Raw genomic sequence first — 14441 nt, forward strand, 5'->3', positions numbered from 1 at the left:
TCATGGCGCAAAACAGCGCGTTATCAACGCTAAAAGATCTGGCTGAAAAAGAAGTTGACGATGCCGCACTGCAGCTTGGCGCAATGCGGCGCGGGTGCCAGCAGGCTGAAGAGCAGTTGAAGATGTTAATCGACTATCAGCATGAATATCGCACCAACCTTAACACCGACATGACGCAGGGCATTGGCAGCCAGCGCTGGATTAACTACCAGCAGTTTATCCAGACGCTGGAAAAGGCGATTGAGCAGCATCGCCAGCAGCTTAACCAGTGGACCCAAAAAGTGGATACCGCGCTCAATTTCTGGCGCGAGAAAAAACAGCGGCTGCAGGCCTGGCAAACGTTACAGGACCGGCAGATTGCCGCCTCGACCCTGGCGGAAAACCGTCTGGATCAGAAAAAAATGGATGAGTTTGCCCAGCGCGCATCAATGAGGAAACCAGAATGATCACACTGCAACAACTGCTGATGACCGACAGCGACCTGACCGGCGGCACGCTGGCCGGAAAAGGCGCTGAGGGTGCGCAGGATTTTCTCTCTCTGCTGGCGGGCGCGCTGACGGAGACCGCCGGTAAAGGCAAAGATGCGCCGCTGACGCTGGCCGACCTGAAGGCGGCGGGCAGCAAGCTGTCGAAAGCGGCGCAGGAAAAGAGCGGTGATACCGCGCTACAGGCCAAAATCGCCGAGCTGATTTCCCGCCAGGAGACGCTATCCGGGGATGACACTACCCTGCAAAGCCTCGTCTCCGGGCTTAAGCCTGCGACGGGCACCGATGCGCTGAAGGTGCTGGCCCATGCGGATGCGAAAGCAGACCCCGACGCCGCCACCGACGAAGACGAGCTGGCCGGGCTAAGCGCGCTGATGGCGATGCTACCGCACCAGCAGATCGCCGCGCCGGTAGCGCCGCAGCCTGCGGGTACCGGGGGAGCCGCGCCGCGTGCCGCCCTCACCCCTGCCCTGGCCCAGACGGGTAACGGCCCGCAATCGACGCTTAGCCGCACGTTAACCGGTCAGGAAAACGTATCGGTTCAGGATAGCGATAAGACGCTGCCCGCCGCAGCAACCCTTACGCCTGTTGTCGCCGCCGCCGCTGAGAAACAGGACGTGCTGAGCACCCCGTCATCCACGGCGGGCCCAACCGCAACGCTGGCACCGATACTCAGCGGCCTGACGCCGTCTCAGCCAGCCGCGACCGTTGCCACTGCGCCGGTGCTAAGCCAGCCGCTGGGCACGCCAGAATGGCAGCAGAACCTGAGCCAGCACATCACGCTGTTCACAAAGCAGGGACAGCAGACCGCGGAGCTGCGTCTGCACCCGGAGGATCTGGGTCAGGTGCACATTTCGCTTAAGCTCGATGACAACCAGGCACAGCTGCAGATGGTTTCCCCGCACGGCCACGTCCGCGCGGCGCTGGAAGCGGCCCTGCCTGTCCTGCGCACGCAGCTTGCGGAAAACGGCATTCAGCTTTCACAAAGCAGCGTCAGCGGTGAGAGCTTTGCCGGACAGCAGCAGTCCTCATCCGGACAACAGCAGCACGCGTCGCGTTCCGGCCAGCACGGCGGCTTTAACGATGAGGGCGAGGAGCTATTGCCGGCCCCTGCCGCCCTGCAATCCGCCGCTCGCGGCACCAGTGCCGTAGACATCTTTGCCTAAACGCCAGAGGTAACGTGATTATCCCCGTCTTTTCCACGCTTTGACCGAAGCCGGACACGGGATAATCACCGTATTAAGCTGTACCGAAACAGGAAGCTCGTATCAGATGACAGACTCCGCTATCACCAAAAAAAGCAAGCGTTCCATCTGGATCCCGCTGCTGGTGTTGATTACCCTCGCGGCCTGCGCCACCGCAGGCTACAGTTACTGGCGTATGCAGCAGGAACCGTCCAGCGCTGCCGCCAAGGCTGAAGTGCCGCCACCTCCGGCGCCGGTCTTCTTCCCGCTGGATACGTTCACCGTTAACCTGGGCGATGCGGATCGCGTGCTTTACGTGGGCATTACGCTGCGTCTGAAGGATGAAGCGACCCGTGCGCGTCTGAACGATTACCTGCCGGAAGTGCGTAGCCGTCTGCTGCTGCTGTTCTCCCGTCAGGATGCCTCCGCGCTCGCCACCGATGTGGGTAAGCAAAAGCTGGTCGACGCGATTAAACAGACGCTGTCGACCCCGCTGGTCAACGGCCAACCTAAGCAGGAAGTCACTGACGTTCTGTATACAGCCTTCATTCTGCGGTAACGACATGGGCGACAGTATTCTTTCTCAGGCAGAAATCGACGCGCTGCTCAACGGCGACAGCGATAAGAGTGACGATCCGAAACCGGGTCTCACCGGCGACGACAATATTCGTCCCTACGATCCCAACACCCAGCGCCGCGTGGTGCGCGAGCGTCTCCAGGCGCTGGAGATCATCAACGAACGTTTTGCACGTCAGTTCCGTATGGGGCTGTTTAACCTGCTGCGTCGTAGCCCGGACATCACCGTGGGTGCGATCCGCATTCAGCCGTATCATGAGTTTGCCCGCAACCTGCCGGTGCCAACCAACCTTAACCTGATCCATCTGAAGCCGCTGCGCGGTACCGGCCTTGTGGTGTTCTCGCCAAGCCTGGTCTTTATTGCGGTGGATAACCTGTTCGGTGGCGACGGTCGTTTCCCGACCAAAGTGGAAGGGCGCGAATTTACCCATACCGAACAGCGCGTGATTAACCGCATGCTGAAGCTGGCGCTGGAGTCTTACAGCGACGCGTGGAAGGCGATTAACCCGCTGGAAGTGGAGTACGTCCGTTCCGAGATGCAGGTGAAGTTTACCAACATCACGACTTCGCCGAACGACATCGTGGTTAACACCCCGTTCCACGTTGAGATCGGCAACCTGACGGGCGAGTTCAACATCTGCCTGCCGTTCAGCATGATTGAACCGCTGCGCGAGCTGCTGGTGAACCCGCCGCTGGAAAACTCACGTCATGAAGATCAGAACTGGCGTGAAAACCTGGTGCGTCAGGTACAGCATTCGCAGCTGGAGCTGGTGGCTAACTTCGCCGATATCTCCATGCGCCTGTCCCAGATCCTGAAATTACAACCCGGCGACGTTTTGCCGATAGACAAACCCGACCGCATTATTGCCCACGTGGATGGCGTACCCGTGCTGACAAGCCAGTACGGCACGATTAACGGTCAGTATGCGTTACGCGTTGAGCACCTGATCAACCCGATTTTGAATTCGCTGAATGAGGAACAGCCCAAATGAGTGACATGAACAATCCGTCCGATGAAAACAGCGGAGCACTGGACGATCTGTGGGCTGACGCGTTAAACGAGCAAAAAACCACGCCAACGAAAAGCGCGGCGGACGCGGTATTCCAGCAGCTGGGCGGCGGCGACGTCAGCGGCACGCTGCAGGATATCGACCTGATTATGGATATTCCGGTCAAGCTGACCGTTGAGCTGGGCCGCACCCGCATGACCATCAAAGAGCTGCTGCGCCTGACCCAGGGCTCCGTGGTGGCGCTTGACGGTCTGGCCGGCGAGCCGCTGGATATTCTGATCAACGGCTACCTGATTGCCCAGGGCGAAGTGGTGGTGGTGGCCGATAAATACGGCGTTCGCATCACCGACATCATTACGCCATCCGAACGTATGCGTCGCCTGAGCCGTTAAGCATGAAAACCCAGGCAACAATTTCCGCGCCCTCCGCCGTGCCAGGCTCCCCGCTGCTTCAGGTGAGCGGTGCGCTGTTCGGTATTATTGCCTTTATCCTTATCGCCGCCTGGCTGGCAAAGCGTTTTGGCCTGGCGGGGAAAACGGCCGGCACGCGCGGGCTGAAGGTCAGCGCCAGCACGACGCTCGGGCCGCGCGAGCGCGTGGTCATTGTTGAAGTTGACGATGCGCGACTGGTGCTGGGCGTTACCGCCTCCAGCATCAACGTCCTTCACACGCTGCCGCCTGCGCCCGCCGCGGTGGAGGCTAACGCACAAGCCCCTGCGGATTTTCAGTCCGTCATGAAGAGTTTGCTCAAGCGTTCCGGGAGATCCTGATGCGCCGTTTGTTACCCCTTACGCTGGCAGGCCTGGGCCTGTTCGCCCCCGCTGTGTATGCACAACTGCCGGGGCTGGTTTCAACGCCGCTGGCGAACGGCGGACAAAGCTGGTCCCTGTCCGTGCAGACGCTGGTGTTCATCACCTCGCTGACCTTTATTCCGGCGATCCTGCTGATGATGACCAGCTTCACCCGCATCATCATCGTATTCGGCCTGCTGCGCAACGCGCTCGGTACGCCCTCCGCGCCGCCGAATCAGGTGCTGCTGGGGCTAGCCCTGTTCCTGACCTTTTTCATTATGTCGCCGGTTATCGATAAGATTTACACCGAGGCGTACCAGCCGTTCAGCGAAGATAAGATTTCGATGCAGGTCGCGCTGGAGAAAGGGGCGCAGCCGTTACGGGAATTCATGCTTCGCCAGACGCGCGAAGCGGATTTGGCCCTGTTCGCCCGCCTCGCCAACACGGGCGAGCTTCAGGGACCGGAAGCGGTGCCGATGCGTATCCTGCTGCCGGCGTACGTCACCAGCGAGCTGAAAACCGCGTTCCAGATTGGCTTCACCATTTTCATTCCGTTCCTGATCATTGACCTGGTGATCGCCAGCGTCCTGATGGCGCTCGGGATGATGATGGTTCCGCCTGCCACCATTGCCCTGCCCTTTAAGATCATGCTGTTCGTGCTGGTCGACGGCTGGCAGCTGCTGGTCAGCTCGCTGGCGCAGAGTTTCTACAGTTGAGGAGCGCGCAATGACGCCTGAGTCGGTCATGATGATGGGCACGGAGGCGATGAAGGTCGCGATTGCCGTTGCCGCGCCCCTGCTGCTGGTCGCGCTGGTGACCGGTCTGATTATCAGTATTCTTCAGGCCGCCACGCAGATTAACGAGATGACCCTGTCGTTTATCCCGAAGATCATCGCCGTCTTCGTGGCGATTATCGTTGCCGGGCCGTGGATGCTCAACTTGCTGCTGGACTATATGCGCAACCTGTTCACCAACCTGCCGTACATCATCGGCTGACGGACGATGCTTCATTTCACCAGCGATCAGTTTGTTCAGTGGCTCGGCATCTATTTCTGGCCGATGCTGCGCATCATGGCGCTGATCTCAACCGCCCCTATTCTCAGTGAGAAATCGATACCCAAGCGCGTCAAGGTTGGGCTGGGCATCGTTATCACCATTATCGTTGCCCCTGCCCTGCCGCCGGTGGATATTCCGATTTTTTCCCCGAACGCCGTCTGGATTGCCCTCCAGCAGGTGATGATCGGCGTGGCGGTTGGGTTTACGATGCAGCTTGCCTTCGCCGCGGTGCGTACCGCGGGGGAACTGATCGGCTTGCAGATGGGCTTATCCTTCGCGACCTTCGTTGACCCGGGCAGCCATCTGAATATGCCGGTGCTGGCGCGGATTATTGACCTGCTGGCGATGCTGCTGTTTCTCACGTTCAACGGCCATCTGTGGCTGATCTCCATGCTGGTGGATACCTTCCACACGTTGCCGATTGGTGATGACCCGGTGAACAGCAACGCCTTTCTGGCGCTGGTGCGCGCTGCCGGGCTTATCTTCCTTAACGGGCTGATGCTGGCGCTGCCGATCATCACCCTGCTGCTGACCGTCAACCTCGCGTTAGGGTTACTCAACCGCATGGCGCCGCAGCTGTCGGTATTTGTCATCGGCTTTCCGGTGACGCTGACGGTAGGGCTTTTATTAATGTCATTGCTGATGCCACTTATCGCCCCCTTCTGCGAGCATTTATTCAGTGAGATATTCAATCTGTTAGCGGATATTGTCAGCGAACTTCCACGCAAATAATAACCCGCACCGTTTGCAATGTCTTTCTGAGGATATTCCTAAAATAAAACTCAAAAAACATCTACCAGGATATATCTGACGCGGTTTAAATGTTTCTAACCACCTCACAATACTTAATATTTACTTTACTTTAAGATGATTCCTGGCAAATTATACGTAACTTTACGGGATAGTGAGTCCGCCTGAAAGTCTTTGTCATGCTCACAGGTTTATTAGGTTTTATCCATCCCGTATGGCTGTTTATGAGCTCTCAGGCAGATGGTGAATTATCGTTACGCATTGAGTGAGGGTATGCCATGTCAACGATCATTATGGATTTATGCAGCTACACCCGGCTAGGGTTAACCGGGTACTTAGCAAGCAGAGGGGTAAAAAAGAGAGATATCAACGATGCGCACACCGTTGAAGAACTCGCAGCCGCTTGTGACGTTCACAAGCCAGGCGTGGTGTTTATTAATGAGGACTGTTTCATTCACGATCCCGCTAACAGTCAGCACATTAAGCAAATCATTAATCAGCATCCTAAGACCTTGTTTATTGTCTTTATGGCGATCGCCAATATTCATTTCGATGAATATTTGTTGGTCCGTAAAAACTTATTAATCAGTTCTAAATCGATTAAACCAGAGTCACTTGATGATATTCTGGGCGATTACCTGAATAAAGAAGTTAAGAATGTAGGTGCGGTTAACTTACCCACCCTATCATTAAGCAGAACTGAATCAAGTATGCTAAGAATGTGGATGGCTGGACAAGGGACAATTCAGATCTCAGACCAGATGAATATTAAGGCAAAAACAGTATCGTCACACAAAGGAAATATTAAAAGGAAAATTAAAACGCATAATAAGCAAGTGATATACCACGTCGTACGCCTGACAGATAATGTGACGAACGGGATTTTCGTTAATATGCGCTAAGCTGCACGGCCATGTTGTACCCTACCTCTATCTCTGGCCTGGCCAGAGATTTTGCTTTTTAGCCGCAGAAGCCGGGGTGACAAGCCCCCGACGCCGCGCTATTCCGCCGTTTCCACAAAGATCCCATCCGGATGCCCCAGTTCGTTAAAGAACCAGATGCCGAGCGGGTAGTCTTCCAGCGACACGAGGTACATCGTGCCTTCATTGAACTCTTCTATTGCCAGCACCACGCCCGGGCGGCGCGGCCCACCGTCCGTTTTCACGGTTACCCGATCGTTGACCTTCATACTTTCCTCCTGTGGTTTTGAGCCAGTGTAGAACAAAATGGATTGCCTGGCATCGGCGCCGGGCGCGAATGGCGTTTTTGTGTGCGGTCTATACTTAGCTGTGGAGACGGTTAAATGAGGAGCCCGCAATGAAGACCGACAAAGAGTACAGCGACACCATCAAGCGTGAGGTAGAAGTGGATGTCGACGCCCTGCTTGCCGCCATTAACGAAATTAGCGAGTCCGAAGTGCATCGCGCCGAGGATAATTCAGACCATGTCGTGGTTAACGGGCGTGACTACCACACCTACCGTGAACTCGCCGAGGCGTTCGAGCTCGACATTCATGATTTTAGCGTCTCGGAGACGAACCGCTAGGATGAAAAAAATCCCGGTCATGGGGATGACCGGGATCAAACTTGCTTATGCAAGAAGCACTTGTAAATTCGTTACACCAGGAAATCTGATGCAGGTAAGACATTAGCCCCATCGGTTTTGTCTTACAAGCATATATTCTCTGAGCGAATATAATATTTTATACATGTGAATTTTTGTTATGAGTATAAACCTGCGTGGGGTGTGGGTTTGTCGGGATCGTTACCGGTTCAACGGGGTGACAACGCTTCTCTTTTTTAAGAATTTTCTCATAAAAACCGCCATCATCCGGGAGAGTTTATGCCTTCGCTTCAGGAGACGCTGCTCGTCTTTACCGACCTCGACGGCACGCTGTTGGATTTTCATACCTTCGACTGGCAGCCCGCCGCCGCGTGGCTGGAGAGGCTGCAGGATGAGCAGGTTCCGGTCATACTGTGCAGCAGCAAAACGGCGTCGGAGATGAACGATATCCAGCAGGAGCTGGGGCTTGTCGGTCTGCCGTACGTCGCGGAAAACGGTGCGGTGATCCAGCCTGACGTCCGGTGGGAAAACGCTGCGCGTTTCATTTCAGAAAAGCAGCACGGCGGTATTCGGGAATTCATCGAGCGGGTTCGCCTGGAGCTGCACCTCAAGTTCACCACCTTCGATGATGTGGATGAGCGGGTCGTGGCCGAATGGACGGGGCTAAGCCGCCCGCGCTCCGTGCTGGCACGCCAGCACGACGCTTCCGTGACGCTTATCTGGCGCGACAGCGATGGGCAAATGCAGCGCTTTGCACGGCTGCTGGCCGGACAGGGGCTGAAGATCGTGCAGGGCGCGCGCTTCTGGCACATTCTGGACGCGCGCTGCGGAAAAGACGTGGCGGTTAACTGGCTGGTTGAGCGCTATCGCCAGCGCGACGGCTCAGAATTCACGACGCTGGGTCTGGGAGACGGCCCTAACGATGCGCCGCTGCTGGACAGCGTAGACTATGCGGTGGTCGTCAAAGGCTTCAACCGGGCAGGCATCAGCCTGAAGAACGACAGCCCCGCACGGGTTTATCATACCCGGCTCAGCGGGCCGGCTGGCTGGCGCGAAGGGCTTGATTACTTTTTATCCTGATCCTGCCAGATAACCCGGTTACGTCCCCTCTGCTTCGCCTCGTACAGCCGTGCATCGGCGGCGGATTGCAGTTGTTCAAAGTGATAGTTGCCCTTCTCCTGCGCCCCGGAGACGCCAAACGACGCGCTCACGCGCAGGGTCGTGCTCTTTTTGATCAGAATTTCTTTGCTGTCGATTCGCTCGCGGATACGCTCGGCCACCTCAGCCGCCTCCTCCAGCGTCAGCCCGGGCAGCACCACGCAGAACTCCTCGCCGCCGACGCGCCCGGCAATATCGCCGGCGCGGACGGTGCTGGCAATCAGCCCCGCCGCATGGGACAACACCTTATCACCCGCCTGGTGACCGAAACGATCGTTGATGCTCTTGAAGCAGTCCAGATCGATCTGAATGATGGAGAACGGCAGCGACTGCTGTTCACACTGCTTCGCAAGAACTTTCGCCCGCTCGAACAGCGCCCCGCGATTATTCAGCCGGGTAAGCGGATCGTGCCAGGCCTGCCACTGCAGCGAGTTCTGCAACGAATACATATTGCTGACCATGCGCCGGATCACCAGCCATGAAATGAGCAGCATTGCGGTAAACAGCGCCCAGAGCAGGGCCAGCACGATGCTGATACTGCCGAAATCACCGCGAACCCCCTCATCCAGGGTGTGTACACGCAGGACGAGGCCGTCGAAATGATCGAGGCGCGCCCAGCTGATAAAGCGGCTTCCCAGGCGAATGCCGCCCTCGGTGTCCAGCTCTATAGCATGCGCGATTTGCGCCAATTCCCGCTCGTCGAAGTGATTAACCTCCTCTGCCGGGGTCTCAGTCGTCGCGAGCATGTTGAGGCGGCTGTCATACAGCTGGTACTCCCCTTCCGTATGGTCGTCCATCGCCTCCACCAGCAGCTGGCGCATGGTGGCAAAGGTGAAATCCATCGCCACTACGCCATACCAGACGTGATGGTAATAGACCGGCACGCTGGCGGTAATGAGCGGCTGTTTACCGGCAAAAGCCGAGGGAGGCGAGATAAACCACCGAACCGCCCGCGCCCGGTTTTCACGATCTGTCTGCTGCGTAAACCAGGGCTGCGTGACCAGATGGTAATAGCGCTGGGCAATATCGCCGTGATGCGCAGGCGTATCCGTTTCCAGAAAAAACCCAGCGCGAGAAACGTATAATACTCGCTCCTCGTGGCGTGAATTTGTAGAGGCCAGGCGCAGTAAATAGCCCACTTCGAGCGCGGCGGAAAGCTCGTTATCCAGGTAATCGTCATCGCGAGTGAGCAGCGTTGTTTTTTCAACAAACGCATCCGAAACGCCGTTGATCGGCAGCGTGCGCTTTTTATCGACCGCGATTTGCCAGACGGGGGAACGCCGCACGCGTTCAAAACGCTTTACCGCATCCTGCAGGACCCCAAACGCCAGCGGCGTCTCCAGCGCGTCCAGCATGCTGTGGCGAAAGTAGAGCATTTTATTGACGCTAAACTGGAGCTGTCTGTCCAGCGAGCTGGCAACGGTTTCCAGGTGGTTACGCTGGCTGGAGATGTAGGCCTCCTCCAGCACCACGACTTCGCGCCAGGTCAGGAGGGTGGAGAAGATCAGCACAACAATAAAACAGAGGTTAACAACCAAAAGGGGATTGCTACGCTTGTGCAGCCATTGCAAAAAAGATTGTTTAACAACGTACGTATCGTGCTGCACACACACTCCCTGATTGCCGTTCACCCTGCGGCATGGTAAGCCATCAGTCAGTAAAAACGCCCGGCAGAGCCGGGCGTTACGTGATTAAGCCTTATCGCGACTTTGCCTTTCATCACCGGGCTGAAGCTCGTCTTCACGAAAAGCCTCGCGCTTAATGCCGTATCCATCATGCCACCGGCATTCCACCATTCCGCTGGAATAACCGGTGACAATCATGCTCGGACCGCCACCCTTAGGCTTAACTTCATCACTGACCAAAAAGACCATACCTGCCTCCTGTATCAGGGTGAAACGTTATCAATTTAGACGAGGAACGCGCTTTTTGCACCCGCAGCCAGTCAATAATTAATGCGATGTGCCGCGTACTTTTCCAACCAGCTTAACCACTGCCACCACAATGAGGCCGACGATAAAGCCCAGCACGAGGTTAAGCAGCGTCGGCAGAATGGCGGCGACCACCGTACCATGTCCTGACGCCAGATGTTCAATCGCATGATGCAGCGCGGCAACGCCGTGTACAATAATTCCGCCGCCGACCAGGAACATCGCCAGGGTACCCACGATCGACAAACTTTTCATCAGCCACGGAGCCAGCACCAGCAGGCTTTTGCCGATCCCGCGCGCAATGGCGCTGGATTTTTTTTCCAGCCAGAAGCCGATATCGTCCAGCTTGACGATAAGACCGACCAGGCCATACACCCCAACCGTCACAAGAATGGCGATCAGCGACAGCACCATGACCTGGTTCATCAGCGGTGCTTCGGAGACGATCCCAAGCGTAATCGCCACAATCTCAGCCGAGAGAATGAAGTCGGTACGAACCGCGCCTTTGATTTTATCGCGCTCAAACGTTTTAGGATCCTGCGCGGCCAGCGCTTCCAGACGCTGCTGGCGCATCTCAGGGGTATCTTTCTCCTTGCGCGCCGCAAGCATGTGCAGCACTTTTTCGGCACCTTCAAAGCACAGGAACGCGCCGCCAATCATCAGCAATGGCGTAATGGCCCAGGGAATAAAGGCGCTGATCAGCAGCGCCAGCGGAACGAGGATCACCTTGTTAATAAAAGATCCTTTCGCCACGCCCCACACCACCGGCAGCTCACGGTTCGCCCGCACGCCGCTAACCTGCTGCGCGTTCAGCGAGAGATCGTCTCCCAGCACCCCGGCGGTTTTCTTAGCCGCCAGTTTTCCCATCACCGAAATGTCATCAAGCAGCGTGGCGATATCGTCCAGTAATGTTAATAAGCTACTTCCTGCCAAAATCTCTATCCTTCTTTTTTTGCTAATTAAGTGAATAGTATGGAACAAAACTCGCGGCCCGGAAACAGGCTCCTCGCGTCAACAAAAATTTCACATAACCAGCACAATTAAAGCGCTCGCCAGCGAGATAGTTTTGGCGTTAACTATGAGCGAACTTTTTATTTCGTCGTGAGGGACTATGCGTTTCCGGCATCTATTACCGCTCATTGGAGCACTTTTTTCCCTGTATATCATCTGGGGATCCACCTATTTTGTTATCCGTATTGGCGTGGAAAGCTGGCCCCCGCTGATGATGGCCGGCATTCGCTTTCTTGCAGCCGGCGTGCTGCTGCTGGCGTTTTTACTTCTGCGCGGCCATAGGCTTCCGCCGCTGCGCCCGATGCTTAACGCCGCCCTGATCGGCCTGCTGCTGCTGGCTATGGGCAACGGTGCGGTTACCGTCGCCGAACATCAGAACGTGCCGTCGGGGATCGCCGCGGTGGTCGTCGCGACCGTGCCGCTGTTCACGCTCTGCTTTAGTCGTCTGTTCGGGATCCGCACCCGCAAGCTCGAATGGCTGGGCATCGCGATTGGGCTTGCGGGTATCATCATGCTCAACAGCGGCGGTAACCTGAGCGGCAATCCGTGGGCGGCGGTGATGATCATGATTGGCTCCATGAGCTGGGCCTTCGGCTCGGTCTACGGCTCTCGCATTGAACTGCCTGCCGGGATGATGGCGGGTGCCATTGAGATGCTCGCGGCGGGCATCGTGCTGCTGATTGCCTCCACGATAGCGGGCGAAAAGCTGACGGCGATGCCGGGTCTGTCCGGTTTCCTGGCCGTCGGGTATCTGGCGCTGTTTGGCTCCATCATCGCCATCAACGCCTATATGTACCTTATCCGCAACGTATCGCCGGCGATCGCCACCAGCTACGCCTACGTTAACCCGGTGGTTGCCGTACTGCTGGGCACCGGTTTTGCCGGCGAAGTCCTGTCGACGATTGAATGGCTGGCGCTGGGGGTCATTGTCTTTGCGGTGGTGCTGGTCACGCTGGGTAAATATTTGCTGCCCGCGAAGCCGATCGTCACGGCGTGTGGGGCGGAGAAACCGTGATCGGGTGAATGCCCTGCGTATCGATCTGCGCGGCCTGACCGCCGCCGCAGATCCACTCTTCCAGCCGCTCGGTCAGGGCGTCGTCACCGAGCTTCAGTTTGCCGCGCAGCGCGCACTCCCAGACGATCAGCACGCGCCAGCCCTGAGCGAAAAGCGCCGAAACGTCGCGCTTGTCGCGCTCGACGTTCTTGCCAATCTTCTCCAGCCAGAAATCGGTGCGCGTCGCCGGGACTTTAAACAGATAGCAGTCGTGGTGATGCCAGAAACAGCCGTGGGTAAAGATGATGCACCGGTAAGCGTCGATCACGAAATCAGGACGCCCGGCAAGCGCGGCATCCTGAACCCGGAACGTAAACCCGACGGCGCTCAGGAGGCCCGCAATCCGCTTTTCGATCGCGGTATCACGCGTGCCGATCGCGCGCATGTTCTTGCTGCGCGTGGCCTTATTGTGAACGTCCGCCATTGACGGCCTCACTCTTGCGAATTTCAACCGCCTTACCGATGCGCGACACCAGCAGTTTTGCTACGGCGGCAAAGGCAGGCACCACAACCGAGTTGCCGAACTGGCGATAGGCCTGGGTATCCGACACCGGAATACGGAAGCGGTAGCCCTGCGGCGTCTCAAAACCCATCAGACGCGCGCATTCGCGCGGCGTTAAGCGACGCGGTCGGTGCTGCTGGTTGTGCGGATCGTCAAAATCCTTTTCGCCCAGCGCCCTATCCCATCCCCGGTCAATCAGGATCTCCGCGCCGTCCTTGTAGTAGCGCGCCGACAGCGTGCGCGTCACGCTGTCGGGATTAAGCGGGTTGACCATGCCAAAACCAAAGCCGTTGCCCTTAGCCTGATGCTTTTTGGCATAGCGATAGAGGTATTTCCACAACACCGGCGTCAGGATGAATTTGGCGTCAACGGCGGGCTCCAGCAGATCCGCAACCGTCGGGCGGCGCGCCGGATACAGCGAGGGCAAATCACGCAGCGTAAAGTCGCCTTTCAGATCCAGATCGCGACGGAAGCCTACCAGCACGATACGTTCCCGATGCTGCGGCAGGAAGTGTTTGCCGTCGATAATTTTCGGATCGTCCGGCCCCATATCGTCCGCGTCCGCCACGTCGTAACCCAGCTCATCCAGGGTTTGCATGATAATGCGGAAGGTTTTTCCGCCGTCATGGCTCTTTAAATTCTTGACGTTTTCCAGCACAAAAATCGCCGGGCGGCGGGCGTCGATGATGCGGGCAACGTCAAAGAACAGCGTTCCCTGCGTATCGCAGGCAAAGCCGTGCGCGCGGCCCAGCGCGTTCTTCTTCGAGACGCCTGCCAGCGAGAACGGCTGGCACGGAAAGCCGGCCAGCAGCACATCGTGCGCCGGGATGGTGTTGCGAATGTGCTCAGCGGCTTCTTCGTCGCTGACGCCGCTTTTGTGGCTCAGGGTGACGTCGCGGATGTCGGCATTGAACTGGTGCTCGTCGGGGTCGCAGTACCAGTTCGCCTTATAGGTGCGCACGGCATGCTTATTCCATTCGCTGGTGAACACGCACTGCCCACCAATGGCTTCAAAGCCGTGGCGAATGCCGCCGATGCCGGCAAAGAGATCGATAAAACGAAAGGCATAATTCGGATGCGCAGCGGGTGGGCGCGGCAGCAAATTTTGCAGGTAGCGGAACTCGCCGTCGCTGAGGCGGTGCCCTGCCCTGTCGCTTATCAACAGCCGCTTGAGTATTGCCGGGCTCCAGTGGCTTTCGCCATGGGCCTCCAGCTGGTTTGCCAGCGTTTTAGCATCGTACATTTCCAGCAGCTGACGCAGCAGTCCCTGCACAGATGCCGTTGATTTCTCAACCCGCTCGGGCGCGGGTACAGTCACTGATAGATTTTCCAGCATTCTCTTAACCGGGCAATAAAGACAGAAAACAGATT

18 protein-coding genes and 1 pseudogene are annotated in these 14441 nt (G+C 57.1%); 13 read left to right on the forward strand and 6 right to left on the reverse strand.

What is annotated here, in order from left to right; translation table 11 throughout:
* The first annotated feature begins 2 nt into the window (after positions 1-2).
* The 10 genes and pseudogenes from fliJ (at position 3) to rcsA (ending at position 6753) form a co-directional block, all read left to right on the forward strand.
* Positions 3-446 (forward strand): flagellar export protein FliJ, encoded by a 444-nt coding sequence (gene fliJ / locus OWK27_RS10065; protein WP_006811155.1) that lies wholly within the window; start codon positions 3-5, stop codon positions 444-446.
* Positions 443-1651 (forward strand): flagellar hook length control protein FliK, encoded by a 1209-nt coding sequence (fliK, locus tag OWK27_RS10070; protein WP_267590324.1) that lies wholly within the window; start codon positions 443-445, stop codon positions 1649-1651. Before fliJ ends, fliK begins: the two co-directional genes overlap by 4 nt.
* Positions 1652-1757: 106 nt before the next feature.
* Entirely contained in the window at positions 1758-2228 is a 471-nt protein-coding gene (gene fliL, locus OWK27_RS10075) for a flagellar basal body-associated protein FliL (protein ID WP_193354682.1), read from the forward strand.
* Positions 2229-2232: 4 nt separating this feature from the next.
* Positions 2233-3237, forward strand: coding sequence for a flagellar motor switch protein FliM (gene fliM / locus OWK27_RS10080; RefSeq protein ID WP_006811158.1), 1005 nt, complete (start codon positions 2233-2235; stop codon positions 3235-3237).
* A complete protein-coding gene (gene fliN / locus OWK27_RS10085; RefSeq protein WP_003859592.1) occupies positions 3234-3647 on the forward strand; it encodes a flagellar motor switch protein FliN in 414 nt (137 codons plus the stop codon). Before fliM ends, fliN begins: the two co-directional genes overlap by 4 nt.
* 2 nt (positions 3648-3649) lie before the next feature.
* Positions 3650-4024: a flagellar biosynthetic protein FliO gene (fliO, locus tag OWK27_RS10090; protein WP_176609993.1), complete on the forward strand. Its 375-nt coding sequence runs from the start codon at positions 3650-3652 to the stop codon at positions 4022-4024.
* Positions 4024-4761, forward strand: a complete 738-nt coding sequence (gene fliP, locus OWK27_RS10095; RefSeq protein WP_252003957.1) for a flagellar type III secretion system pore protein FliP — start codon at positions 4024-4026, stop codon at positions 4759-4761. The genes fliO and fliP overlap by 1 nt, the downstream gene beginning before the upstream one ends.
* A gap of 10 nt (positions 4762-4771) precedes the next feature.
* Entirely contained in the window at positions 4772-5041 is a 270-nt protein-coding gene (gene fliQ / locus OWK27_RS10100) for a flagellar biosynthesis protein FliQ (RefSeq protein ID WP_003859587.1), read from the forward strand.
* Between the two features lie 6 nt (positions 5042-5047).
* Positions 5048-5840 (forward strand): annotated as a pseudogene (gene fliR / locus OWK27_RS10105) (flagellar biosynthetic protein FliR); the annotation flags it as partial.
* A gap of 289 nt (positions 5841-6129) precedes the next feature.
* Complete coding sequence (gene rcsA / locus OWK27_RS10110) at positions 6130-6753, forward strand: transcriptional regulator RcsA (RefSeq protein ID WP_148418159.1); 624 nt, start codon at positions 6130-6132, stop codon at positions 6751-6753.
* Positions 6754-6851: 98 nt separating this feature from the next.
* Here the strand turns inward: rcsA and dsrB are convergent, their stop codons facing one another.
* Positions 6852-7040 carry a protein DsrB gene (gene dsrB, locus OWK27_RS10115; protein ID WP_003859583.1) on the reverse strand — a complete coding sequence of 63 codons (189 nt, stop codon included), beginning with the start codon at positions 7038-7040 and terminating at the stop codon, positions 6852-6854.
* A gap of 128 nt (positions 7041-7168) precedes the next feature.
* Between dsrB and yodD the strand changes: the two genes are divergently transcribed.
* Both yodD and OWK27_RS10125 read left to right on the forward strand, forming a co-directional pair.
* Positions 7169-7396: a YodD family peroxide/acid resistance protein gene (yodD, locus tag OWK27_RS10120; RefSeq protein ID WP_063151635.1), complete on the forward strand. Its 228-nt coding sequence runs from the start codon at positions 7169-7171 to the stop codon at positions 7394-7396.
* Positions 7397-7693: 297 nt separating this feature from the next.
* Positions 7694-8494: a mannosyl-3-phosphoglycerate phosphatase-related protein gene (locus OWK27_RS10125; protein WP_267590325.1), complete on the forward strand. Its 801-nt coding sequence runs from the start codon at positions 7694-7696 to the stop codon at positions 8492-8494.
* On the opposite strand, the gene dgcQ is transcribed toward OWK27_RS10125, so the two are convergent.
* From dgcQ to OWK27_RS10140, 3 genes are all read right to left on the reverse strand, one after another.
* On the reverse strand, positions 8479-10179 hold the full coding sequence (dgcQ, locus tag OWK27_RS10130; protein WP_267590326.1) for a cellulose biosynthesis regulator diguanylate cyclase DgcQ: 1701 nt from the start codon (positions 10177-10179) through the stop codon (positions 8479-8481). The two genes, OWK27_RS10125 and dgcQ, sit on opposite strands and share 16 nt — an antisense overlap.
* An 84-nt stretch (positions 10180-10263) precedes the next feature.
* On the reverse strand, positions 10264-10446 hold the full coding sequence (locus tag OWK27_RS10135) for a YodC family protein (RefSeq protein ID WP_148418162.1): 183 nt from the start codon (positions 10444-10446) through the stop codon (positions 10264-10266).
* Positions 10447-10524: 78 nt separating this feature from the next.
* Positions 10525-11439: a DUF808 domain-containing protein gene (locus OWK27_RS10140; RefSeq protein WP_408939078.1), complete on the reverse strand. Its 915-nt coding sequence runs from the start codon at positions 11437-11439 to the stop codon at positions 10525-10527.
* 175 nt (positions 11440-11614) lie between these two features.
* Here OWK27_RS10140 and yedA point away from each other — a divergent pair, with 175 nt between their 5' ends.
* Complete coding sequence (gene yedA / locus OWK27_RS10145; RefSeq protein WP_193354687.1) at positions 11615-12529, forward strand: drug/metabolite exporter YedA; 915 nt, start codon at positions 11615-11617, stop codon at positions 12527-12529.
* Here the strand turns inward: yedA and OWK27_RS10150 are convergent.
* Positions 12501-12992 (reverse strand): very short patch repair endonuclease, encoded by a 492-nt coding sequence (locus OWK27_RS10150; RefSeq protein ID WP_148418165.1) that lies wholly within the window; start codon positions 12990-12992, stop codon positions 12501-12503. The two genes, yedA and OWK27_RS10150, sit on opposite strands and share 29 nt — an antisense overlap.
* Positions 12973-14406, reverse strand: a complete 1434-nt coding sequence (locus OWK27_RS10155; protein ID WP_242172260.1) for a DNA cytosine methyltransferase — start codon at positions 14404-14406, stop codon at positions 12973-12975. Before OWK27_RS10155 ends, OWK27_RS10150 begins: the two co-directional genes overlap by 20 nt.
* Positions 14407-14441 lie beyond the last annotated feature (35 nt).

It is taken from the genome of Enterobacter cloacae complex sp. 2022EL-00788 (genome assembly GCF_026627565.1).
GTDB lineage: Bacteria > Pseudomonadota > Gammaproteobacteria > Enterobacterales > Enterobacteriaceae > Enterobacter > Enterobacter pasteurii.

Coding starts and splice junctions, on each gene's coding strand:
- OWK27_RS10150 (WP_148418165.1), bottom strand. CDS start 12,992: ATGGCGGACGTTCACAATAAGGCCACGCGCAGCAAGAACATGCGCGCG.
- fliJ (WP_006811155.1), top strand. CDS start 3: ATGGCGCAAAACAGCGCGTTATCAACGCTAAAAGATCTGGCTGAAAAA.
- dsrB (WP_003859583.1), bottom strand. CDS start 7,040: ATGAAGGTCAACGATCGGGTAACCGTGAAAACGGACGGTGGGCCGCGC.
- fliP (WP_252003957.1), top strand. CDS start 4,024: ATGCGCCGTTTGTTACCCCTTACGCTGGCAGGCCTGGGCCTGTTCGCC.
- fliQ (WP_003859587.1), top strand. CDS start 4,772: ATGACGCCTGAGTCGGTCATGATGATGGGCACGGAGGCGATGAAGGTC.
- OWK27_RS10125 (WP_267590325.1), top strand. CDS start 7,694: ATGCCTTCGCTTCAGGAGACGCTGCTCGTCTTTACCGACCTCGACGGC.
- yodD (WP_063151635.1), top strand. CDS start 7,169: ATGAAGACCGACAAAGAGTACAGCGACACCATCAAGCGTGAGGTAGAA.
- OWK27_RS10135 (WP_148418162.1), bottom strand. CDS start 10,446: ATGGTCTTTTTGGTCAGTGATGAAGTTAAGCCTAAGGGTGGCGGTCCG.
- fliO (WP_176609993.1), top strand. CDS start 3,650: ATGAAAACCCAGGCAACAATTTCCGCGCCCTCCGCCGTGCCAGGCTCC.
- OWK27_RS10155 (WP_242172260.1), bottom strand. CDS start 14,406: ATGCTGGAAAATCTATCAGTGACTGTACCCGCGCCCGAGCGGGTTGAG.
- fliL (WP_193354682.1), top strand. CDS start 1,758: ATGACAGACTCCGCTATCACCAAAAAAAGCAAGCGTTCCATCTGGATC.
- fliM (WP_006811158.1), top strand. CDS start 2,233: ATGGGCGACAGTATTCTTTCTCAGGCAGAAATCGACGCGCTGCTCAAC.
- yedA (WP_193354687.1), top strand. CDS start 11,615: ATGCGTTTCCGGCATCTATTACCGCTCATTGGAGCACTTTTTTCCCTG.
- rcsA (WP_148418159.1), top strand. CDS start 6,130: ATGTCAACGATCATTATGGATTTATGCAGCTACACCCGGCTAGGGTTA.
- fliN (WP_003859592.1), top strand. CDS start 3,234: ATGAGTGACATGAACAATCCGTCCGATGAAAACAGCGGAGCACTGGAC.
- fliK (WP_267590324.1), top strand. CDS start 443: ATGATCACACTGCAACAACTGCTGATGACCGACAGCGACCTGACCGGC.